Origin of the sequence: Pantoea sp. alder81 (genome assembly GCF_020179835.1) — a bacterium.
In the GTDB taxonomy this organism is placed as follows: domain Bacteria; phylum Pseudomonadota; class Gammaproteobacteria; order Enterobacterales; family Enterobacteriaceae; genus Pantoea.
Genome location: NZ_JAIUDA010000004.1, coordinates 81,992 through 104,660 on the forward strand (window position 1 = coordinate 81,992; position 22,669 = coordinate 104,660).

16 protein-coding genes are annotated in these 22,669 nt (G+C 57.8%); 6 read left to right on the top strand and 10 right to left on the bottom strand.

Annotated features, from left to right (window positions below; genetic code table 11):
- Nucleotides 1–150 precede the first annotated feature (150 nt).
- Together LBW88_RS12690 and LBW88_RS12695 are read left to right on the top strand one after the other, a co-directional pair.
- Nucleotides 151–900 carry a YoaK family protein gene (locus tag LBW88_RS12690; protein WP_224932637.1) on the top strand — a complete coding sequence of 250 codons (750 nt, stop codon included), beginning with the start codon at nt 151–153 and terminating at the stop codon, nt 898–900.
- 75 nt (nt 901–975) lie between these two features.
- On the top strand, nt 976–1,605 hold the full coding sequence (locus tag LBW88_RS12695; protein WP_224932638.1) for a LysE family translocator: 630 nt from the start codon (nt 976–978) through the stop codon (nt 1,603–1,605).
- Between the two features lie 41 nt (nt 1,606–1,646).
- Here LBW88_RS12695 and LBW88_RS12700 read toward each other — a convergent pair whose 3' ends face one another.
- The gene (locus LBW88_RS12700) at nt 1,647–2,105 is read right to left on the bottom strand and encodes a hypothetical protein (protein ID WP_224932639.1); all 459 of its coding nucleotides are present in this window, start codon (nt 2,103–2,105) and stop codon (nt 1,647–1,649) included.
- 186 nt (nt 2,106–2,291) lie between these two features.
- Nucleotides 2,292–4,478, bottom strand: coding sequence for a TonB-dependent siderophore receptor (locus LBW88_RS12705; RefSeq protein ID WP_224932640.1), 2,187 nt, complete (start codon nt 4,476–4,478; stop codon nt 2,292–2,294).
- A gap of 276 nt (nt 4,479–4,754) precedes the next feature.
- Here LBW88_RS12705 and fes point away from each other — a divergent pair, with 276 nt between their 5' ends.
- The 4 genes from fes to entS all read left to right on the top strand — a co-directional run bounded on the left by fes (nt 4,755) and on the right by entS (nt 16,090).
- Nucleotides 4,755–6,110, top strand: a complete 1,356-nt coding sequence (gene fes, locus LBW88_RS12710; protein WP_224932641.1) for an enterochelin esterase — start codon at nt 4,755–4,757, stop codon at nt 6,108–6,110.
- The gene (locus tag LBW88_RS12715) at nt 6,103–6,324 is read left to right on the top strand and encodes an MbtH family protein (RefSeq protein WP_034830344.1); all 222 of its coding nucleotides are present in this window, start codon (nt 6,103–6,105) and stop codon (nt 6,322–6,324) included. The genes fes and LBW88_RS12715 overlap by 8 nt, the downstream gene beginning before the upstream one ends.
- Nucleotides 6,325–6,378: 54 nt before the next feature.
- The gene (locus LBW88_RS12720) at nt 6,379–14,763 is read left to right on the top strand and encodes an amino acid adenylation domain-containing protein (protein WP_224932642.1); all 8,385 of its coding nucleotides are present in this window, start codon (nt 6,379–6,381) and stop codon (nt 14,761–14,763) included.
- Between the two features lie 70 nt (nt 14,764–14,833).
- Nucleotides 14,834–16,090, top strand: coding sequence for an enterobactin transporter EntS (gene entS / locus LBW88_RS12725; RefSeq protein WP_224932643.1), 1,257 nt, complete (start codon nt 14,834–14,836; stop codon nt 16,088–16,090).
- Between the two features lie 43 nt (nt 16,091–16,133).
- On the opposite strand, the gene fepB is transcribed toward entS, so the two are convergent.
- The 8 genes from fepB to LBW88_RS12765 all read right to left on the bottom strand — a co-directional run bounded on the left by fepB (nt 16,134) and on the right by LBW88_RS12765 (nt 22,587).
- Nucleotides 16,134–17,093, bottom strand: a complete 960-nt coding sequence (gene fepB, locus LBW88_RS12730; protein ID WP_224932644.1) for a Fe2+-enterobactin ABC transporter substrate-binding protein — start codon at nt 17,091–17,093, stop codon at nt 16,134–16,136.
- A 258-nt stretch (nt 17,094–17,351) separates the two neighbouring features.
- The gene (locus LBW88_RS12735) at nt 17,352–18,287 is read right to left on the bottom strand and encodes an ABC transporter substrate-binding protein (RefSeq protein ID WP_224932645.1); all 936 of its coding nucleotides are present in this window, start codon (nt 18,285–18,287) and stop codon (nt 17,352–17,354) included.
- A gap of 9 nt (nt 18,288–18,296) precedes the next feature.
- Complete coding sequence (locus tag LBW88_RS12740; RefSeq protein WP_224932646.1) at nt 18,297–19,031, bottom strand: ABC transporter permease; 735 nt, start codon at nt 19,029–19,031, stop codon at nt 18,297–18,299.
- Nucleotides 19,015–19,728: an ABC transporter ATP-binding protein gene (locus LBW88_RS12745; protein WP_224932647.1), complete on the bottom strand. Its 714-nt coding sequence runs from the start codon at nt 19,726–19,728 to the stop codon at nt 19,015–19,017. The genes LBW88_RS12740 and LBW88_RS12745 overlap by 17 nt, the downstream gene beginning before the upstream one ends.
- Complete coding sequence (locus tag LBW88_RS12750) at nt 19,725–20,690, bottom strand: HesA/MoeB/ThiF family protein (protein WP_224932648.1); 966 nt, start codon at nt 20,688–20,690, stop codon at nt 19,725–19,727. The genes LBW88_RS12745 and LBW88_RS12750 overlap by 4 nt, the downstream gene beginning before the upstream one ends.
- A gap of 9 nt (nt 20,691–20,699) precedes the next feature.
- Nucleotides 20,700–21,458 carry a thiazole synthase gene (locus LBW88_RS12755; RefSeq protein ID WP_224932649.1) on the bottom strand — a complete coding sequence of 253 codons (759 nt, stop codon included), beginning with the start codon at nt 21,456–21,458 and terminating at the stop codon, nt 20,700–20,702.
- Between the two features lie 3 nt (nt 21,459–21,461).
- Entirely contained in the window at nt 21,462–21,659 is a 198-nt protein-coding gene (gene thiS, locus LBW88_RS12760; protein WP_224932650.1) for a sulfur carrier protein ThiS, read from the bottom strand.
- The gene (locus tag LBW88_RS12765) at nt 21,643–22,587 is read right to left on the bottom strand and encodes an FAD-dependent oxidoreductase (protein WP_224932651.1); all 945 of its coding nucleotides are present in this window, start codon (nt 22,585–22,587) and stop codon (nt 21,643–21,645) included. The genes thiS and LBW88_RS12765 overlap by 17 nt, the downstream gene beginning before the upstream one ends.
- Between the last annotated feature and the right edge of the window lie 82 nt (nt 22,588–22,669).

Consider the following 22,669-nt stretch of genomic DNA (forward strand, 5'->3'; position numbering starts at 1 on the left):
CTTAGATATCTTTACACCCATAATAGGATTTATCTATATCTGAAAGTTATTAAGATCCCCTTAAGATTTTTGTGCTTCACTTATTCACTGGCGAACACCAGATTTGACGCATTGCGTTATCACAATACTCTCCATGAGCAAGGGTGAATTATGCTGATAAAACTGAAGCGAACCAGAACACACGTTGAAGATCGTAATCTCGCCCTGTGCCTTGCCACATCAGCAGGATTATTGAATGCCATGGCGTTAGCTGCTTTTGGCTTTTTCCCCTCACATATGTCCGGCAATATCGCGCAAATATCCAGCGATTTGAATGAGCTGGATATTCGTAACCTCAAGGTATTTATCGCCATGATTGGTGCCTTTGTCACCGGCGCGGTGGTGGCAAGGATTTCGGTGGTGCTGGGGGTGATTAATGGGCTGCGCACCATATTTAGCTGCATTTTACTGGTGGAAGGCGTGCTGTTAATTATGACCTCGTTGTTCGAAATCTATTATTTCTCATCGAATAATAACGGGGAAATATTGCTGCTATTGGCCTTCTTAATGGGTGTACATAACTCCACCTCGACGCAACTTTCCAACGGTCGCGTTCGTTCTACCCATATTACCGGCACGCTGACGGATGCAGGCATTTCAATCGGTTCGGTATTTGTTGCGTTATTGCGTCGCGATCCTTCCAAAAACATTCGTGCTTTTAAGCAGCAACTGAACACCCATCTGGTGACCATTTTCTCCTTCCTTACCGGTGGCATTGTCGGCCTGCTGATCTTCAATGCGTTAGGCTTCGGATCGCTGATTGGCCCAGGATTAATTCTGGTCGTGATTGCCTCGCTTTCGATTGTTTTCACGCTTTATAAAGTGAGAAGTCGCAGCTACGCCAAAGCGATCCCTTCTTAATACAGAATCAGCAGTAGTCATTCTGCGATGCAGGCGATATAACAAAAGCAGGACAATCTCATCGCAGAGGACGACATGGCGCTTTCACACGAATTGATTCTGATCTACACCACCTATTTTGTTGCCACCGCCAGCCCTGGCCCGAGCAATATGGCGATTATGGGCACGGCAATGAAGAAAGGGCGCGGTGCCGCACTGGCGCTGGCAAGTGGGGTGATCAGCGGTTCGATGATGTGGGCGCTGCTGGCGGCCTGTGGCGTGTTAACCGTGCTGGCAACCTTTGCTCAGCTGTTGATCGTGCTGAAGATAGGCGGTGGTTTATATCTGTTGTGGTTGGCCTTTAAGGCAGGCAAATCCGCCTTACGCCGTCCCGATGCGAATGAATTCAGCGCCAGCGGCGATAAAGTCGCCTTTGCCAGGCTGTTTCGTCAGGGTATCTTGATGCACGTCGGTAATCCCAAGGCGATTCTGACCTGGGTGGCGATTATGTCGGTGGCTTTGAAACCGGATGCTGCAGCCTCAACCTTGCCGATGATCATCGCGGGTTGTGCCACGATATGCGTGCTGGTGTTTTGCGGCTATGCGCTGCTGTTCTCCACGGCGGTGATGGCAGCATTTTATCACCGTATCCGCCGTGGGCTGGATGCGCTACTGGCCTGCTGCTTCGCCGTTGCGGGATTAAAACTGGTGTTCAGCCGCAGTTAACCGTGAGCGGTGCTGACAACACAACAGCACCGCTTAACTCATCAGGAGTTGTTTGGCGCGGCGGCCTGCGTTTCGCTAAAGGTCGGCTTCTGACGCGTCACCGAATAGACCACGTTTTTCGGGCCTTTGGTGTCGGTAGTCACATCTACCGATGAAATGGTCACCTTGCCAAAACCAAACAGCGTCTGCACGTAACCACCGATTTGGTGTTTACCTTCAGCAACGCGGATCTCTTTATTCTCGCCTTTCTGCAGCAGACCGGCATCCTGACCATCTACCGTAAGGTATACGGAAGAACCGTCATCGGTGCGCGTGATCTGGTGAGACACGTTGATCACGGTCGGACCGCTATCGAACTGGGAAGGAATGTTGTCATTCTCGATGGGGGCAGCGGCAGGCGCTTCAGCTTGCGCGGTAGCGTTGCTGTCAGCGGCATGGCGTGCGCAGCCGGTTAGCATTAATGCGGCCGTCAAAGCGGCTAGAGTGAAACGCGAAAACATCGTGACGAAAGACCTTTTTCTGAATGAGAAGTGTTTATTTTAGCGTGCCTCGCTGAGTGATGACAGTCACAGAATTCCAGTATTTTCCGAAAACCTGTCTCCAGGTGTTTCATCTGGGGGAAAGCAGCACGGAATGCAAATGGCTAAAATCAGGGCGCCCGTAAGGGACGCCCTGCCTTATCGCGATTACCAGCTGTAGCTGACAGAGGCCACAATCGAACGACCGCTGCCGTAGAAGCACGCGCTGGTGTTGCTGCATGAGGCAACATAGTGCTTGTCGGCCACGTTGTTCACGTTCAACTGCAGCGTGGTGCCACGCAGTGAGTTAGCCGCTTCGCCCAGCTCATATTTCGCCATCACGTCATAAAGCGTGTAGTGCGGAACCTTGTCCTGACCAATGGAATCCGCCCAGGCTGTGCCGGTGTAACGTACACCGCTGCCGAGCGTCAGACCGTTTAGCGCACCATCGAGGAAGCTGTAGCTACCCCAGGCAGATGCGGCATGACGCGGAATGCTGGAAGGCGTTTTACCGACCTGCGCCGCGGTGTTGCTCTCTTTGGTTTCCGCATCGGTAAAGGTATAAGCCGCCATCACCTTAATTTCAGGGGTGATTTGCGCGTGCGCTTCCGTCTCAATACCTTTGGACTTCACCTTACCGATCTGCTCGTTGTAACCCAGTTCGCTGTTGTAAGAGGTGATGTTTTTCTGCGTGATATCAAACGCGGAAACGGTGAACACCGCATCCCAACCCACTGGCTGATATTTGATACCAATTTCCGTCTGCTCACCCGTAGTCGGTGCGAACGGATCGCTACCCGGCGCACCGGTGCTCAGGTTCGGTTCGAACGAGGTGCTGTAGCTGACATACGGCGACAGGCCATTATCGAAGGCATACAACAGACCGGCACGGCCGGTGAACTTGCTGTCATTTTGCTGAGTGGTGGTGTTTTCAATACGGTCCTGCGTGCGCACTTCTGACCAGTCCTGGCGCCCCGACAGCAGCAGATTCCATTGATTCCACTCCAGCTGATCCTGCAAATACACGCCAACCTGATCGAGCTTTTTACGCGTGCTGGTGTTCAACGCCAGATCGCTCTCATTGATCGTCACACGGGTCGGATTCGCCCAGTCGAGAATGTATTGGTCACCGCTGTCGCGCCACAGTTTGTTATCGACATCGCTCCATTTGTAATCCAGCCCACCCAATACGGTATGCGCAACGTTGCCCGTATCGAACGTCGCTTTCACCTGGTTATCAATGCCCAGTTCTTTGGACTTGATTTTGTCATGCTGCGGACGACGGTTGATGGAGTGATCGTTATCGGCATCAAAGGTATAGACCAGATATTTGTACGACTCATCCATGTTGCTGTAACGCATATTCTGCGTGAAGCTGATGTTGTCGTTGAAGTTGTGCTCAAAGATGTAGCCAACCGAGGTTTGCTCGCGTTTCGCTTCGTTAAAGCTCGGATCGCTGACGTTGAAATCGTAAGGAATGTAGCCCGCGCTGGTGTTAAACAACGTGCCGTTGGCAGGCAGGAAGTTACGATATCCGGCCTTTGGCTCGTTCTGATACATGGTCAGCAGGGTGAAACTAGTGTCCGCATTTGGTAGCCAGGTCAATGCCGGGGCGATCGCCATGCGCTGCTGTTTGTTATCTTTCACGAACTCATGTCTGGTGCTGGCGATGCCGTTGAGACGATAAAACAGCGTGTTGTCGTCATTCAGTTTGCCGCCGAAATCAAACGCCGCTTCGCCCAGATGCTGATTACCGGTGCTGAGCTGAACTTTATGAATGCTCTGCGCGGTTGGGCGCTTGCTGGTCATCGCAATGATGCCGCCGGGGTTCACCTGGCCATACAACACCGATGCAGGGCCATGAATCATCTCCACACGCTCCAGCAACCACGGATCGATCTGCCCCGCCGCGCCCGCCTGGCCGGATAAGCCATAGCTCAATCCATCGAGGAATTTCGGTGCATAGCGGAAACCACGCGCGATGATCTCATCGTTACGGTTTGAGTTACCACGATAGTTGGTCAGCACGCCGCTGGTGTAGCTCAGAGCATCTGCTACCGACGGTGCAGCCTGATCGTCCATCTGCTGACGCGTAATCACCGAAATCGATTGCGGAGTTTTACGCAGTGGCGTTGAGGTTTTGGTCCCCGCAGCACTCTCTTTCGCCACATAGCCTTGCAGCGGAGACGTCACGCTTTCACGCGTATCCGCATTCACGGTGATGGTCTCTTCTGCCGCGACGCTGAAGGTGGCAGGTGCCACCAGCAGAATTGAGGCCAGTGAAAGGTGAAGACGGGAGAATCTGAACGGAAGTGCCACAGCAGGTATTGCTAAATTTTTTGCTTTAACGGACATAGTTGCCATCTCTATTTCAAACTGCCTTGTCGATGAAATAATCCGTCCATTCCCCTCCACCCAACGGCGAAAGCTGTAACGGATTGAAATATAACTTCCTCTCGCAAAACGCGGCCCTGAATCCCCGTTAAACATCCATCTCAGAATAATCATCTGAAAAATAGGGGATTTATTCGGCGCAAAAATAATATTGCAAATGTAAATCGTTATCAATAGCATTTGCATTACGTTTATTAATGTAAAGTCTTTGAAGAAAATGTGGAGAGAGGTTGCAGAATGTTTCTCAGCGACGCAGAACAAATGACGCCAATCTGGTTGCCCGCTGGAACAGTTACCCAGTGGTTGCATCAGCACGATCTCGGCAGCCATCGCTGGTGGGAACAGCTGCAAACGGCGGGTACACCAGTGATTGAACATCAGCCGGGTGGAGAAACCCGTATGCATTTCTTCTGGCGCGATCCCGAAGGCCGTTCCGAGCTATCTGCTACTAAAAAAGTTTATGTCGATATAAACGGCGTTACTGACCATCACAGCCAGGCTCCCGAATCCCTTGTTCGCGTGGGCAATAGCGATGTCTGGCATTGGTCGACACAGATCGAATCTGACTGGCGCGGCAGCTACAGCCTGATTCCGGTGACGGATGAGCACCTGCCCCCGCTGTTCTGCGGCAGTGACGAAACCTGCCGGGTGCTGCAACGAAAGTGGTGGATATCGCTGATGCCGCTGGCGATCCCCGACATGCTGAACCCGTCTCCTCCGTTTCTGAGCAGCCGCCGCTTTGCGCTGAGTAATGCGCATATGCCAGACGCGCCCGATCAATCCGCCTGGCAACAGCTGGATGCCGGTTTAGCGGAAACCTGGCCGGATGGACTGCAAACTTTGCAGTGGCACAGCGATCTGCTCAACGTCACGCGTAACGTCTGGCTTTACACCACCGGGCAGACCGCGCAACCGGATCAGCGCCCGCTGGCGATTCTGCTGGATGGGCAGAATTGGGTATACGGACAGCCGATTTTCAGCGCCCTCGATCAGGTCACCGATGCCGGCGAACTGCCGCCTGCCTGCTGGTTGTTTATCGACGTGATCGATAGCCAGCATCGCGAAGTCGAGCTGCCCTGCAACGAAACCTTCTGGCTGGCGGTGCAACAAGAACTGTTGCCGCTGGCGCGCCAGCATGCTGCGTTCAGCAACGATGCCAGCCGCACGCTAGTGGCAGGCCAAAGCTACGGAGGCCTCGCCGCGCTCTATGCCGGACTTCACTGGCCACAGCGTTTTGGCCGCATCCTCACACAATCCGGCTCGTTCTGGTGGCCGCACCTGCAATACATCCGCGATTACGCCAACCGTGAACAGCACGATCCGGGTCTGCTGTTGCAGCGTTTGCAGGACAACGCCCTGCCCGTCGGCAAGCTGAAGATTTTTCAGGAAGTCGGCGATCGCGAGCAGGACATGCTGTTCGTTAACCAGCAAATACGTCCCGCGCTGGAAGCCGCCGGACATGAACTGTTTTTCCGCTGCTACGCCGGAGGGCACGACGCGCTGTGCTGGCGCGGCGGCTTGATCGACGGCTGCCGCTGGCTGCTGGCCGATCTTCTCTCTGACCCAACCTCAAAAGGTAACCACCATGTCTGAACAACAAAATCCGTTTGATAACGACGCGCTCGATTTTCTGGTGCTGATCAATGCGCGTCAGCAGTACAGCCTGTGGCCCGCATTTGCTCAGGTGCCTGCGGGCTGGCAAAACGTGGCGGGACCGCTGCCGCGTGCTGCAGCGATTGAGTACATCGAAACACACTGGCAGGACATGCGACCAGCGACGCAACAGACGTCGTCCAGCGCACATTAATTTTTCGCTTTTTAACTTTTTCTTTTTTCGATTTTTTTAGACGGGAACATTCCTTTGGCATCGTTAATCACGCATTCACCTGCGTATCCTTTGGTGGCGGCTCAGCCCGGCATCTGGATCGCTGACGCTATTGCGCAGCAGCGCAATCAATTTACCGTGGCGCACTACAGCGTGCTGCACGGCGACATTAACCGCGCTGCGTTGGACAGCGCCATCCGCCAAACCATGGCAGAAGCCGACACTGTGCAGGCGCGCTTTGGCCTTGATGAAAAGGGTCATCCCGCGCAGTGGTTTAATGCGCAAGCACTGGTGCTGCCGGAGTGGCATGACTTCAGCCAGCGCGCGGACGCCACTGGCCAGGCGCATAAACTTATGCAGGCCGATCTGCGCGCCGAACTGGCTGCTGACGGTGATAAGCCGCTGTATCGACATGTATTAATGCGCGTGGGTGATGGCAGCTGGTGGTGGTATCAGCGTTATCACCATCTATTGGTTGATGGCTTTAGTTTCGAAGCGCTGACGCAGCGGGTGGCAGCTATCTATGCCGAACTGTGCCGTGGTGAGGAACCCTCACCTACACCCTTCACGCCGTTTAGCGAGGTGATCGATGAGTATCAGCAATGGCAGGATTCCCCGGCGTTTTCCCGTTCCGCCAGCCATTGGCAAACCTATGCGGCTGAACTGCCCGAAACCTTAACGCTCTCCAGTGAAAGCGTACCGGATGCAGGCGATCGCCCTATCAGCTGCTACGTAGCGCTACCCGAGTTGGCAACATTGCGCCAGCACGCTGCATTTAAGGATTGCAGCGAAGGCGATATCGTCAGTGCCCTGCTGGTGGCCTATCTGGCACGCATTAGCAACACTCCTCGCTTATCGGTGGGCTTTCCGTTTATGCGCCGCATGGGCTCGGCGGCACTGACGGCGTTAGGGCCGGTGGTTAACGTGCTACCGCTGATCTTCAATATCCCTCATCACACCGATTTAACCGCGCTGGTGCAGCAGGTGCAGGCGGAAATTCGCAAAGCACGCCGTCACCAGCGCTATGAAGCCGAGCAACTCCGTCGCGATTTGGGTTTGGTCGGCAGCAATCAACAACTTTACGGGCCGGTGATTAACGTCAAGGTCTACCATGATGATCTGCAATTCGATGGCATTCCGGCGGTGACCCACACCTTAGCCATGGGCCCTGTCGACGATATCGAGTTTGAAGTGGGCTTCCGTGATGGCACATTGCAGTTAACGCTGGTGGCTAACCCTACGCGCTATGACGCGCAAATGTTACAGCGTCACGCCGACCGTATTCGTCATCTGCTCGCGCAGTTCGCTGCACAACCCGAGGCCACTCTGGATATGCTGGCGATCATTGCTCCTGACGAACAAGCTGATTTACAGCGCTGGTCCACTGGCCCAAAAATCACCCCGCCGCCGGGCGCGACCACCATCGTGGATATGCTGCTGCAACGCACGGCACAAAGCCCAGACCTGACGGCAGTAGTCTGCGGCACACAGTCACTGACCTATCGCCAACTGACCGACCGCGCCATGCAACTGGCGCACGTGCTGATTGCGCGTGGCTTGCGAGCGGACGATGTGGTGGCGATTGGTATTCCGCGCTCGGTGGATTCGCTGGTGGCCATCTTTGGCGTGCTGGCGAGCGGCGCGGCCTACATGCCGCTGGATCTCGACTATCCGCGCGAACGTCTGGCACTGATGTGCGACGATGCGCAACCCGCGCTATTGCTGACTCATTCAACGACACTGGCGCAGATGCCAACGCTTCCTGCGCTGTGCATCGATCAGCTGGAGAGCGAACTGGCGGCACAGCCGACCAGCGTACCGAGCACCCTGCTGTGCGGTGAGGATCTGGCTTATATGATCTACACCTCCGGTTCAACCGGCCGACCAAAGGGGGTGATGAGCACGCACCAGGGGCTATTGAATCTGTTCCTGTCACATCGCGAGCATCTGTTTGGACCGGCAATTGACCGCTTCCACGCCAGCAGCCCGCGCCGCATGCGCGCCGGTCACACTGCATCATTCTCGTTCGACTCTTCATGGGAACCGCTGTTTTGCATGCTGATGGGCTGCGAGCTGAATATCTTCGATGAAGAACTGCGCCGCGATGCCTGGGGTTTGATTCAGCAGATGAACGCAGTGCCGGTCGATCTGCTGGACATCACGCCGTCATTTTTCTCCCAGATGATCGACAGCGGATTGCTGGAGGCGGAAAACCACCGCCCTGCGTTTGTCATGATTGGCGGTGAAGCCGCCACGCCAACGCTGTGGAAACTGATGCAGCAACAGCAGCAGATGGAAATCCACAACTATTACGGCCCGTCTGAGTACACCATCGATACCCTTGGCGCCAGCGTGCTGGCTTCACCGCAGCCGGTGATTGGCCGTCCGGTGGGCAACAGCCAGGTTTATCTGCTCGACAGCCAGCTGCGTCCGGTGCCGATTGGCTGCACCGGAGAACTCTACATCTCAGGAACCGGCATCGCGCGCGGCTATCTGCGCCGCCCGGATCTGACGGCCGCCCGCTTTGTGGCTAACCCCTTCCGCGAAGGCGAGGTGATGTATCGCAGCGGCGATGTGATGCGCTGGCGTCATGATGGTCAACTGGCGTTTATCGGACGCGTGGATCACCAGATCAAAGTGCGCGGTTTCCGCGTCGAACTCGGTGAAATTGAAAACGCGCTGGTGGCGCTGCCCGAGGTGAGTACCGCAGTGGTGATTGCCGAAGTGATGGGTGCCACTCACCGTTTGATTGGTTACTGTTCGGTACAGGATGACGCCCTGCGCAACGATCCCTTGATCAGCGCCCGCTTACTGGCGCAGCTCGGCACCCAGTTGCCGGACTACATGTTGCCGGCCGTGCTGATGGTGCTGGATGATCTGCCACTGAATGTGAATGGCAAAATCGATCGCCAGGCGCTGCCGAAACCGCAGCAGGCACAGCAACAGCAAAGCCGCGCGGCGCGCACACCGCAGGAAACGTTGATTTGCCAGGCAATGGCCAGCTTACTCGGGCTGGAGAGCGTCGGCGCAGAAGATGACTTCTTCTCACTCGGCGGTGACAGCATCTCGGCAATGGGGCTGAGCACTGCCGCCCGTCGTGCGGGCTATCTGCTGCGCCCGCGTGATATTTTTGCCGAACGCACCGCCGCGCGCATGGCGCAAGATCTCGCCCCGCTGGCACAGCACACTCAACATGCTCGCGTGTCTCAACAGGGCGCGATTGGCGGTCTGCCGATTCTGCACTGGTTCCATGCGCAAGCGGGCATCAACGCACGCTTCGCCCACGGCGTGCTGCTGTCGGTGCCGCCTGAGCTGCAACTTTCGCAGCTGGAACAGCTGATTGAGCAACTCGTCAGCGCGCATCCAGCCCTTAACGCCTTCACGCGTAATGCGCAGTTGGTGGTGGGTGAAGCGCTGCCTGCACGCCCTGCGCGTTGTCGTGTTGTCGAAGTGCAAGTGCGTGACCAGACCGCAGACCAGGCCTTCCGTGACGATGCAGCACGTCTCAATCCAGCAGCAGGATCCCTTTTGCAAGCAAGCCTGCTTCAGAGTCAGGGGTCGAGCTGTGGTCTGGTGTTAACGCTGCACCATCTGGTGGTGGATGGCGTGTCATGGCGCGTGTTGCTGGATGAACTGCAACAGGCCGGTGATGCACTGCTAAGCGGTGCGCCGATCACCTTGGCCGCCGAAGAGACCTCGCTGCATGACTGGTCCGCTACGCTGCTGGCCAACCTGGCGTCACGTGCCAGCGAAATGCCATTCTGGCAACGCATGCTGGAACAGCCGCTGCCTGCGCTGGGTGAGCGTGCCTTAACCGGTAACGAACGTGCCTTACATCAGCGCACCCTGCTGGATGCGGCCACCAGCTCAGCCTTGCTGAATACCCTGCCACAGCAGTTCCGCGCCACCAGCGAAGAGTTACTGCTCACCCTGCTATCGCTGGCGCTGCGCAGTATGAACGGCAGCGTATTACAACGCGTGACGCTGGAATCCCATGGCCGTGCCGAGTTGCACGATTATCAGGATCTGGCGCGGACTGTCGGCTGGTTGACAGCGGAGTTCCCTCTGCTGGTCGCCCTGCCCGATGCGGCTACCCTGAATGACAGCGTGCGCGCGGTGAAGTCCGCGCTGCGTGCCGTGCCGGATCGCGGTATCGGTTACGGCCAACTGCGCTGGCTGGATGCCCACCGCGGCATTACGCTGGCAAAACTGGCCGCCGACCATGCGCCACAAGTGCTGTTTAACTATCTTGGCCGCTTTACCCAATCCGCTGGTCACTGGCAGCCTCAGCGCACGGCGCAGCAGTTCCGCGACACTTTTGCGGTGATTCAGGACGATGCGATGCCGATCCAGCACACATTGGAACTCAACGTGTTTGTTGATGACCAGCAGCTGGCGCTGAACTGGAGCTGGGCGGAGGGCGTTTTACACGCCGATCAGATTCAGCAACTGCATCAGGCAATCGCTCAGGGTGCACAGCAACTTTGTCAGTTCGCGGAGCAGCAGCCACAACACGCCGCCAACACGCTGGTGGCAGCAGAGATCAATCTTGAAGGTGTCGATGATGCGGTGCTGCAACAGCTGCGCGCGCGCCACGGTGCCTTTAGCCATGTGCTGCCACTGCTGCCGTTGCAGAAAGGATTGCTGTTCCACGCGCAGACCACTGGTGCGCAAGGCAGCTATAACTCACTGACGCGTTTAACCCTGAGCGGCGATGTGTCGGTGGCCTCGGTGCAGCAGGCGCTGAATCAGGTATTGCAACGTCATCCGCAGTTAGCCGCGAAATTTGATAGCGAACTCAGCCTGCAGCCGTTGCAGTTACTCCCGGAAGGCGAGCTGCATTGGCCGCTGCAGGTTCGGGAAGTCGAGGATATTGAAGCCGCTGAATATCAGGCGCTGGCACAGGATCTGTTCCAGCAGCCTGTGATGTTGCAGGCCACGCTGATCCCGCATCGCCATGAAGCACGCTGGACGCTGCTGCTCAATGCGCATCATCTGGTGGTGGATGGCTGGTCAACACCGGTCATTCTGAACGATTTGCTGAAGGCGCTACGTCAGCAGCCTCTTACCGCCCAACGCACCCAGTATGCCGACATCGTGCGCCAGCTCAGCCAGCGTGATGTGCATCAGGCTCGCCAGCAGTGGCAGGAATGCCTGCGCGATGTGCGGCCCACGCTGCTGTATCCCAATGCCGTCGACAGTGGCGTTCAGGAGAAACGCATCACGCTGGATGCCACGCTGGAGCGCGAACTCTATGCGCTGTGCCGCGCACGCGGGTTGACCCTCAACACCGTCATGCAGGGCCTGTGGGGCATGATGCTGTCGATTGCCAGCGGTCAGCAGGACGTGGTGTTTGGCGCACCGGTTTCCGGACGTTTCGGTCAGATTGAAGGGATCGATCAACATGTCGGTCTGTTCAGTAATACGCTGCCGGTGCGCGTGCGGTTTGACACTCAGCGCCCGTTGCTGGAACAGCTAGCAGAACATCAGAATCAGCAGATCCAGCTGATTGAACAGGATTGCCTCGGGCTGGCAGAAATCCAACAGCTGGCCGGAGCGGGTACGCTATTTGATACCCTGCTGGTGGTGGAGAACTACCCTGATAATCAGACATTACTCGACGCCAACGCACAGGTGCGCTGCGACGCGATTCACAACCGCGGATATACCCACTATCCGTTGACGCTGCTGGTGCTGCCGGGTGAACAGCTGACGCTGTTAATGGAATATCGCGCCTGCGTCACCGATGCGGGTCGGCTGGCTGAACGCCTGTTGCTGCTGTTACAGCAGCTGGTGACCACACCGGATCTGCCGTTAACACAGTGGCGTTTACAAACCCTCGCCGAGCAATCGTTGCTGGAGTGGGTGAATAACACGGGCGTGCAGCTGGAGAATGAAACCCTGCAACAGGCCATCGCCCAGCAGGCCGCACGCACGCCGGATGCGCTGGCGCTGTGTGATGTTGAGCATCAGCTTAGCTACCGCGAAATGCATCGTCAGGCCACATTGCTGGCCGATCGCCTGATCGAAGCCGGTGTGATGCCAGGCGATATCGTTGCCGTTGCCTTGCCACGTTCGGTTCGCCTGAGTATCGCGCTTACCGCCATCTTGCAGGCAGGCGCGGCCTGGTTGCCGCTGGATATTGGCTATCCCGATGAGCGTCTGGCTTACATGGTGGACGATGCACGGCCGTGGGTGGTGATCACCGAGTCGGCGCTGGAAAATCGTTTTGCTGGCTTCGGCACCCTGATGATGTTCGATCACCTTGCCAGTGCGCAGAGTGAGGCGCGTCATACATTGCCCAAACCCGACGCGCAGCGCCCGGCTTATGTGCTTTACACCTCAGGTTCCACGGGCAAGCCGAAAGGCGTGGTGGTCAATCAACGCGCCATTGTTAACCGCTTGCGCTGGATGCAGGCCAGCTATCCATTGCGTAGTGACGACGTGGTATTACAGAAAACCCCGTGCAGCTTTGATGTTTCGGTGTGGGAGTTCTTCTGGCCGTTGATGACCGGCGCGCAGCTGATGATGGCACCGCCGGATGCCCATCGCGATCCGCAGACGCTGTGGCAGTTGATCGATGAGTATCAGGTCACGACCCTGCACTTCGTTCCGTCGATGCTGGCCGCCTTTGTCGGGCATGTCAGTGCATCAACCGATCGCGCCTGTGCCTCACTGCGCCGCGTATTTTGCAGCGGAGAAGCGCTGGCCTGCGATCTGGCTCGAAGCTATCAACAGGTGATCGCGGCTCCGCTGCATAATCTGTACGGCCCCACCGAGGCCGCCGTGGATGTCACCTGGCAACCGGCCAGCGGTAACGCGCTCGAAGGCCTGAATGGCCCCGGCGTGCCGATTGGTCGCCCGGTATGGAACACTCAACTGCATATCCTCGATAACCTGCTGCGCCCGGTGCCGGTTGGCGTGCCAGGCGATCTCTATCTCAGCGGCATCCAGCTGGCGGATGGCTATCTGCATCGCGCCGATCTTACCGCACAACGCTTTATTGCCGCCCCATTTGCCGATGGCGAACGCATGTATCGCACCGGTGACATCGCCTGCTGGCGCGAAGATGGCGCCGTGGAGTATTTGGGCCGTAGCGACGATCAGCTGAAGATGCGCGGGCAGCGCATTGAACCAGGTGAAATTGAGCAGGCGCTGGTGGCTTTACCGGGCGTGGCGCAGGCGGTCGTGGCCGCTCGCAACCTGACACAACAGGCTGCGGCGGGCGTCGATAACCGCCAGCTGCTGGGCTGGCTGGTGGCACAGCCTGGCGTGGCACTGGATATTGAGCAGGTTAAGCAGCAGTTGAGCACCCGCCTGCCTGCCCATATGCAGCCGGTGAGCTATCTGCTGCTCGACGATTTGCCCCTCAGCGCCAACGGCAAACTGGATCGTAAAGCGCTGCCGATGCCGCAACGCAGCGCGCAGCCTGGTCGCCTGCCGGAAACACCTCACGAACGGGTGCTGGCAGAGCTGTTCCAGCAGTTGCTCGGTTGTGAGCAGGTGTATGCCGATGACGATTTCTTCGCGCTGGGCGGTCATTCACTGCTGGCGATGCGACTGGCAGCAGAAATGCGCCGTCGTGTGCCACAGCCGGTAAGTGTCGGACAGATCATCGCCGCACGCAGCGTGGAGAAACTGGCGGCACTGCTGGCGGGTGATGTCAGTGATAGCAGCGGCAACGGGGAGCTGCTGCCACTGCGTGCCGGTCAGGGCCCGACACTGTTCTGCATCCATCCGGCATCGGGTTTCGCCTGGCAGTACAGCGCCCTGCTGCACTATATCGACGGTGATTTCCCGATTGTGGGGCTGCAATCGCCGCGCCCGGCGGGTGTTATCGCGGACTGTGCCAGCGTCGAAGCCATGTGCGATCGACATCTGGCCGTGATTCGTGAACAACAGCCGCACGGACCTTACTTCCTGCTGGGCTACTCGTTGGGCGGCACGCTGGCACAAGGCATTGCGGCGCGTCTGCAGGCCAGTGGCGAAACCGTGGCCTTCCTAGGTCTGCTGGATACCTACCCAGCCGAAGGTCAGGACTGGCGCACGCCAGATGCTGAGGAGGCTGAACAGGAAGTGGCACGCGAGCAGGCCGAGTTTATGGCTGCTACTGAAGATGAGCGCGATCCGCTATTGCGAGCAGAGAAAGCCGCGATGTTTAGCACCATCGTCGCCAACTACAAGGACGCGGTTGCCCGGCTTGCGGAAGCGCGCACGCCGCGTTACGCCGGCAAAGCCACGCTGTTTATGGCAGAGAAAACCCTGCCTGCCGGCATGGATGTGCCTGCGACCTGGAAACCGTTTGTTTCAGATCTGGAAATCTGGCCGCTGGAGTGCGAGCACGCTGACATTTTGTCTGCCACCTCGCTGAAAGCGCTGGGTCCGCTGATCAATCGTTTGTTATCTGAAACTCGCTCATAACACCCGGCCTTTGGCCACTTAATGTGGGCGCACTGATGTGCGCCCCTGCACGTTTTAACAATGGATATTTATGGCTAAGCCTTCAATTTTTCTTGATTTCAGCCTGCTGAAAAACAACGCCGCGTTTCGCGCCATCTTCTGCGCGCGCATGCTATCCGTATTTGCGCTGGGCATGCTGGCAGTCGGCGTACCGGTCCAGATTCAGGCCATGACCGGCTCGACCTTACAGGTCGGCGTCTCCGTGATGCTGGATGGTGTCGGCATGTTTATCGGCCTGCTGCTCGGCGGAGTGCTGGCGGACCGCTTCGATCGCCGTAAACTGATCCTGTTTGCACGCGGCACCTGCGGCATCGGTTTTGTGCTGCTGAGCCTGAACGCATTTAGCCCTGTCCCCTCACTGTGGGCGCTCTATTTCCTCGCGTTCTGGGATGGATTTTTTGGTGCGTTGGGCATGACAGCGCTGATGGCGGTGATTCCGTTAATTGTGGGACGCGAGCATCTGGCGGAAGCTGGTGCGCTAAGCATGTTAACCGTGCGACTGGGTGCGATTCTGTCTCCGGCGCTGGGTGGCATGATCATCGTGGCGGCGGGTGTCGGCTGGGCGTTTGCCGTGGCGGCCATCGGCACGTTAGCGACCCTGATCCCGCTGGTGCGGCTGCCCGCGATGAAACCGGAACAACAGGAGCCTGAACACCCTTTACGCGCGCTCGCCAGCGGCATTCAATTTGTCTGCCGACATAATGTGGTAGGTGCCGCGGTGCTGGTCGGTTTGCTGCTGAGTGTGGTGGGTGCGGTGCGCATCCTGTTTCCGGCGCTGGCGCAAGCGTGGCAGGTTGATGCCTCTGCGCTCGGGTTAATGTACTCCGCCGTGCCGCTGGGTGCGATGATCGGCGCATTCACCAGCGGCTGGGTGCGACAGCTGTCACGGCCTGGTCTGGTGTTGTTGATTAGCGCGCTGGCCGCCTTTGGCTGCATCGCTTCTTTGGGGCTGTATAGCCAACTGATCCCGGCATTGCTAGCATTGGTGGCTTATGGCTACAGCAATGCCATCGCTTCTCTGCTGCAGTTCATTCTGATTCAGCACCACACGCCGGATGCCCTGCTGGGTCGGGTCAACAGCCTGGGCACCGCGCAGGACGTGAGCGGCGATTCGCTGGGTGCGCTGGGGTTGGGCGCACTAGCACGCGTGCTGACCGCGCTCAACAGTGTGCTGTGGTTCGGCGGCGTGGCGGCGGGTTTACTGCTGCTGGTCGCGCTGGCCGCACGCGGTTTGCGCTCGGCACAGATGAATAATGAACCACCAGCCGCTGAGCAAGCTGCCGCCTAGTGTGCGAACTGCCGTTCGATACTGCTGAATATATTGCTGCCGATTAGGGTGCGAACTGCCGTTCGATACTGCTGAGCATGTTGCTGGCACTGTAGTAATCGAGGCGGAAGGTGTCGTTACCCATGGCAAAAATGTCGTGATGCTGCACGGCGGGTAGATGTGCGAGGAAAGGATTCTTCGCCACTTGCGGCACCGTTTTTTCATCGGCGGCGAACAGCAGCAGCGTATTGCCGGTGACGCCATCCGCCATGGTCTCGCCGTTGAGTTGGATGATGTCGTTGCGTTTGCCCATGCTGGTACTGCCCTGCAGGCTGGCAGGCGGCACCGCCAGCGTGAAGCCCAACGCTTTCAGTAACTCTCCCTGCGCCGAAGCCGGCGTCCACACATTCATGCCGCGCCCATCTTCGTAATAGACAATCGCCGATGTCGGCTGCGGCGGCAGGGTAATTTTGCTGCGCAGTGTCTCGACGCGATGGTCAAACTGCGCGATTGCCTGTTTCGCCTCCGCTTCGTGACCGGTGATGTGACCCAACTGCAACGTCAGTGCCTGCCAGCTCTTATCGCCGTAATCAACCACCAGCACGGGCGCGATGGTTTTCAGCTGATCGTAGAGTTTCAGCGCAGAGTCTCCGCCGGTCGCCGCGATAACGATCAGATCGGGTGCCTCGGCTGCAATCGCTTCCGCGTTGGGCTGGCTTACGTACAGTGGCTTAACGTGACGGGCTTTAGCGACCTCCCCCCACTGGGTAAAGAAGCCCTGGGCATCGGACACACTGCTGTTGCGACTGGTGGCGCCAGACCCAATCAGCGGCGCGTTTATCGCCAGTAAGGTGCCGCTCAACGTCACGCTGGTAGAGACAATGCGCTGCGGTGGCTGCGGTAAGGTGAACGGGCCTTGCGGTGTGGGTATGGTGCGAGGCCAGCTGGCTGAATCTTCAGCGGCGGCCGCATAGTTGAACAGGGAGCAGAGGCAAAGCAGTAACGCCAGAACGGGCAAACGCATCAGGTCATCCATTACTTGATAATTGAGAATGGATATCATTATCAAAATGAAGATTTGGTGCAAGAGGATTTGGTGGCGAGGAGTGATTGGTGATTAGTGATTGGTGAAAATTGATGCTGGAGTGCGGATGAAGATTGAGTGCTCATGCCGAATGAGCTAGTTGTTGCGTCCTGCGTTCTGCAGGTTGAAGCATGCAAGGTGAGAGATGAGAGATGCACAGAGTGTTGCGGGCCAGCTAATTAACCAGCCCGCAAACGATTATTGCTCCAGCGAGTAGCGCGTCATCGGCGCCACATCCTTGATCAGCCCGTTGGCTTTCATATATTCACCAAACGCCTGATAACGCGCTTTATCAAAGGTCGCGCTGTGCCCATCAAACAGCGGCAATGTCGCTTCCCATGCCTGATGATTGAGTTTGGTGTTCAGCTCAGGATACTGCTTAATAAACGCCTTCCAGGCTTCTTCCGGATGCGCACGCAGCCACACTACGCCCGCGTCCAGGCCGCGTAAGAATGCCGGTATACGCTTGTCCTGGGCGGCGCTCTTGTTGTTCGCCAGAATGATCAGCTCATCATAAGCGGGCACGCCATAATCTTCAGGTTTGAACACCACCGGTTTCGCGCCCTTATCCTGCAGATCAATCAGCTCGTAGTTGCGGAAAATGGTCATCGCGCCATCGATTTTGTGCGTCAGCAGCGCTGAAGTCGAATCCATGTTCAGGCTGATTAATTTCACCGAATTGATATCCACACCCTGCGATTTCAGCATGTTACGGATCGCCACATCTTCCGATCCTGGCACCGCATAGCCCAGCGTTTTACCCGCTAAATCTTTAAGTGAATGGATATCGCTGGACACGGTAGTCAACGTATTCAGCGGCTGACCAATCAGCGTCCCGACGCGGATCACCGGAATGTCTTTTTCCACCAGCGTGTAAAGCTGTGGCTGATAACTGATCGCCAGATCGGCCTTACCCGCCGCCAGCAGCAGCGGCACCGACGCTGAATCGGCGGGGGCAATCATCTCGACATCCAGCCCTTCTTTCTTGAAAGCGCCGCTGTACTGCGCGGCAAAAATAGCTGCATGGTTGGGGTTCACAAACCAGTCGAGCAGCAGGCGAACCTTCTGTTCGGCGTGCGCGCTGATGGTCGCCAGCAGCAGCAATGCGGTAATCGCGGTACGTAGGGTGTTCAAGGGACGTCCTTATGTTGAGTGCCAGAGGAATTTTTTACGCAGCAATGTGACGCCGCCGGAGAGCAGCAGAGCCAGCATCAATAACAGCAATAAAGCAGCAAAGCTGGTGGCGGTTTCCAGCCGGGCGTTGGATTGCATCATCAGGTAGCCCAGCCCTTCGCTGGCACCCACCCATTCGCCAATCACCACCCCAATCGGAGCCAGCACCACCGCCATCTGCAAGCCGGAAAAGAATTGCGGTAGCGCAGCCGGCCAGCGCACGTGCCAGAAAACCCGCGCACGTGAAGGATTCAGTGTGCCCGCCAGCTCCAGCCAGCCAGAGGGCGTGCGGCACAGGCCATCGAACAAGGACAGGCACAGCGGGAAAAAGACAATTAACGCTGCGACCACCACTTTGGAGGCGATGCCAAAACCCAGCCACAGCACCAGCAGCGGTGCCAGCGCAAACACCGGGATCGCCTGACTGGCGGTCACCAGCGGAAACAGCACGCGGCGCAGAGTCTGGCTGCCCGCCATCAGCACCGCCAGAATGACGCCCGTCCCGACGCCCAGCAGCAGCGCCAGTACAATCTCTGCCAGTGTATACAGCGCGTGATGAGCTAACAGTTGGCGATGCAGCCATAATGCTTCCATCACCGCCAGCGGCGAAGGTAATAAAAAGTCCGGCACGCCGTGGTGCCGCGCCAGCAGCCAGCCGCACAGCAGCACTGCGATCAGATAGATCGCGCTAAACAGTTTTTTCATCTTGATTCAGTCGTGAGAAGAGTTCGCCCTGAGCCTGTAACAGGCCGGGATCGTCAAGGGATCGAGGGGCGTCACCAACAGGGACTGGCCAGGCTTCAACCGTCAACGGCTGGTCGTGTAACAGCACGATATCATCAGCCATACGGCAGGCTTCCAGCGGATCGTGCGTAACCAGCAGCACTGTTTTGCCCTTGAGTAGCGTGGCGGTCAGGGTTTGCAGGCTGAGTTTAGTCATCACATCCAGCGTGGCGAAAGGCTCATCCATCAGCACCACTTCGCGTTGGGCATACAGCGTACGTGCCAGTGCCACACGCTGACGCATCCCGCCGGAGAGTTTATCCGGTGAGGCTTGCGCCACCTCACTCAGTTTCACCTGCTCCAGTAGCGAGATTGCGCGCGAGCGATCGGGTTTTTCACCGTTGAGCCGCGCCGCAAGCATCACGTTCTCCAACACCGTCAGCCAGGGATACAACAGATCCTGTTGCCCCATCCACGCCACTTTGCCCGGTAAACCGCTAATTTCGCCCTGTTGCGGCTGCAACAACCCCGCCACCAGCCGCAATAAGGTGCTTTTCCCAATGCCGCTGCGGCCTAGCAGCACAGTGGTTTTACCGCCGCGCAGTTGCAGATTGAGTTGCTGGCACAGCGCCTGCTCGCCCCAGCTAAAGGTGATGTCCTTAAAACAGATCGGAGTCATGGTCGTCGTGCCGCCAACATCGCCAGACGGGTAAACCCTCGTTCTGTCAGCACCGAGGCTGCCTGCGCCGCGCGAATTCCACTGGCACACACCAGCACGATGCGCCGATCCTGCGGCGGCTGCCAATCGGCTATTACCTGCGGCAGAATGCGTTCGACGTTGTTCGCTACGCTGACCGGCGCTTCTTCCACCGCGCGCAATTCGACAATGCAATCGTCCGCTGTCAGCAGTGGCTCATCGATAAAGGGCACGGTGTTCACCGGTTCTTCTGCGCCGTCGAAACGGAACGCGCGAAAATGCCAGTTGATGAAGTCACAGTTGATGACGCTGCCCAGTGGCGAAGGCTGCAGGTTCAGCAGCACACTTAACGCCATCTGTGCCTGCATCGCCCCCAGCGTGGCCACCGCCGGCCCCATTACGCCCGCGGTGTTGCAGTTGGCTGCTGAAGTGGGTAAGCGTGGAAACAGCGCCCGATAGCTGGGTGCGATGCCGCAGAAGCCACCGACGTAGCCTTGCCGACCCAACACCGAGGCACTGATCAAGGGAAGCTGCGCTGCCAGACAGGCGTCGGAAAGTTGATAGGTCACCGCGAAGTTATCAGCCGCATCGACCACCAGATCGATATCCGTGAGCAGGTGCGGCAGATCGCTGGCGCCGATAGCCCGTGGCACCACCTCTATCTGCACCTCGGGATTACGATGCAACAGCGCCTGTTGCGCCCGTGCTGCCTTGCTGTGACCAATGTCCTGCATCGTAAATAGCGTCTGGCGATGAAGGTTGTGCAAGGCCACTTCATCGTCGTCACACAGGCGGATAAAACCGACGCCTGCGCCAACCAGTTGCGGCAACAACGTGGCACCCAATCCGCCCGCCCCTACCACTAATACACGCGCATCCGTCAGTTTTTGCTGACCTGCTGTGCCGATTTCCGGCAGCATCATCTGCCGTTGATAGCGATCCATGATGGCTCCTTAACTCAGACTCGCCAGACCAAAGATCGGTGTAGAAGCCGCCGCCATATCGCGCTTCTCCATCAATCCGGCACTGCGCGCGGCCTGCCCCGCTTCAATCGCCAGACGGAAACCGTTCGCCATAGCAACCGGATCGCCCGCTTTCGCCACGGCAGTATTGAGCAGGATGCCATCGAAGCCCATTTCCATCGCCTGCGCGGCCTGTGATGGCGCGCCTATACCGGCATCAATAATCAGCGGGATATCGCTGAACCACGCCCGCATCGCGCGCAATCCTTCGATATTGCGTAACCCCTGCCCGGAACCGATGGGTGCGCCCCACGGCATCAGCAGTTCACAACCGGCTTCCAGCAGCTTCTCACCGACGATCAAATCTTCGGTGGTGTACGGGAACACCTGAAAACCGTCCGCACACAGGATGCGTGCCGCTTCGACCAGCGCAAAAGGATCCGGCTGGAGCGTGTCGGCATGACCGATCACTTCCAGTTTGATCCACGAGGTGTTGAACAGCTCACGTGCCATTTGTGCGGTGGTCACCGCCTCTTTCACCGTGTGACAGCCCGCGGTATTCGGCAGCACGCGAATGTCCAGACCGGTCAGCAGCTCGCGAAAAGCCGCCCCTGCCGCGCCTTCACGACGCAAACTGACGGTGATGATGTCCGTGCCGGAGGCGGCAATCGCCTGTTGCAGAATGGCCGGTGACGGATAGCCCGCGGTGCCGAGTAGAAAACGTGACTGGGGAGCGAAATCGTAAAACATGGTTCAACCTCCCTGCATCGGGGACAAGACTTCCAGCTGGCAGCCCTCTTCGAGTCGCTGGCTGCTGTACTGACTTTTGGGCACAAAGTTGCCGTTGAAAGCGCTGGCGACGCAGGCGGCGTCAATTTGCTGTTCGATCAGCAATTCGCTGAGCGTGCAGGCCTCGGTGCGGATCGCACGGCCGTTAAGCTGAATGTTCATAGGATTGTTCCCCGAAAAGGCGCTGCATCAACTGTTCTGCCATCATTGGCGCCAGCAGAAAACCGTGGCGATACATGCCGTTAAGATAAAAGGTGTCGTTTTGATAGTGGATTTCCGGCAGGTTGGCCGGATAGGCAGGACGTAAACCGCTGCCGCTTTCCACCACGCGGGCTTCAGCAAGGGCAGGATGAATGGCGTAAGCCGCGCTGAGCAGCTCCATCATGGCGCGCGCACTGATGGCGCTGGCATCGTCACTTTCCACCATGGTGGCACCGAGCATGAAATGGCCGTTACGGCGCGGCACCAGATAGCACGGAAAGCGCGGATGCAGCAGGCGAATTGGACGCGAGAACTGCACCTCATCGCTGTGCAGAATCACCATTTCACCACGCACCGCCCGCAGGCGCGGAAGATCGGTTTTGGCATGCATGCCACGGCAATCAATCACCCGGCCCGAAGGTTGTTTTGCATCAAAACGCACGCCGCGCTGTAACAGCTTTTTGCGCATTTCGGTGAGCGCCAGGCGCGGGTCGAGATGTGCTTCCCCGGCAAAAAACAGCCCGCGCGCAAAACGCCCCGCCAGCAGAGGTTCAAGCTCACCGGGATCGACCCATTGGTGCTGTTCGGTCATGCGTGCGAAGCGAGTCAGTTCCTGGCTGTCGCGCGGTGGCGCCACCACCAGCGTTCCCTGATGCGCCACGCTGCTGACGCGCTGTTGCCACCAGCCAGCAGCGTGTTGACCGAGAGTGATCACTTCCTGCGGTGCACTTTCAGATTCACACCAGGGTGCGAGCATGCCGCCAGCAAACCAGGAGGCGGGTTGGCGCGAATCGTCGCCAATGATGTCGACGTCTTCGCCGCGTTCAGCCAGCAGCGTTGCCACGCAGAGGCCTGCCACGCCGCAGCCTAATACTGTCCAGCGACTCACAGCAGGTTATCCAGGATATAAAGGGAATTCACATCGGCCTCTCAGTGTTGACTGAGACCCGCAGATACAGGAGGAGGGAAAG

Bases quoted from the DNA above. Each gene is read 5' to 3' on its own strand.
- LBW88_RS12690 (WP_224932637.1), top strand. From the start codon at position 151: ATGCTGATAAAACTGAAGCGAACCAGAACACACGTTGAAGATCGTAAT.
- LBW88_RS12695 (WP_224932638.1), top strand. From the start codon at position 976: ATGGCGCTTTCACACGAATTGATTCTGATCTACACCACCTATTTTGTT.
- LBW88_RS12700 (WP_224932639.1), bottom strand. From the start codon at position 2,105: ATGTTTTCGCGTTTCACTCTAGCCGCTTTGACGGCCGCATTAATGCTA.
- LBW88_RS12705 (WP_224932640.1), bottom strand. From the start codon at position 4,478: ATGTCCGTTAAAGCAAAAAATTTAGCAATACCTGCTGTGGCACTTCCG.
- fes (WP_224932641.1), top strand. From the start codon at position 4,755: ATGTTTCTCAGCGACGCAGAACAAATGACGCCAATCTGGTTGCCCGCT.
- LBW88_RS12715 (WP_034830344.1), top strand. From the start codon at position 6,103: ATGTCTGAACAACAAAATCCGTTTGATAACGACGCGCTCGATTTTCTG.
- entS (WP_224932643.1), top strand. From the start codon at position 14,834: ATGGCTAAGCCTTCAATTTTTCTTGATTTCAGCCTGCTGAAAAACAAC.
- fepB (WP_224932644.1), bottom strand. From the start codon at position 17,093: ATGCGTTTGCCCGTTCTGGCGTTACTGCTTTGCCTCTGCTCCCTGTTC.
- LBW88_RS12740 (WP_224932646.1), bottom strand. From the start codon at position 19,031: ATGAAAAAACTGTTTAGCGCGATCTATCTGATCGCAGTGCTGCTGTGC.
- LBW88_RS12745 (WP_224932647.1), bottom strand. From the start codon at position 19,728: ATGACTCCGATCTGTTTTAAGGACATCACCTTTAGCTGGGGCGAGCAG.
- LBW88_RS12750 (WP_224932648.1), bottom strand. From the start codon at position 20,690: ATGGATCGCTATCAACGGCAGATGATGCTGCCGGAAATCGGCACAGCA.
- LBW88_RS12755 (WP_224932649.1), bottom strand. From the start codon at position 21,458: ATGTTTTACGATTTCGCTCCCCAGTCACGTTTTCTACTCGGCACCGCG.
- thiS (WP_224932650.1), bottom strand. From the start codon at position 21,659: ATGAACATTCAGCTTAACGGCCGTGCGATCCGCACCGAGGCCTGCACG.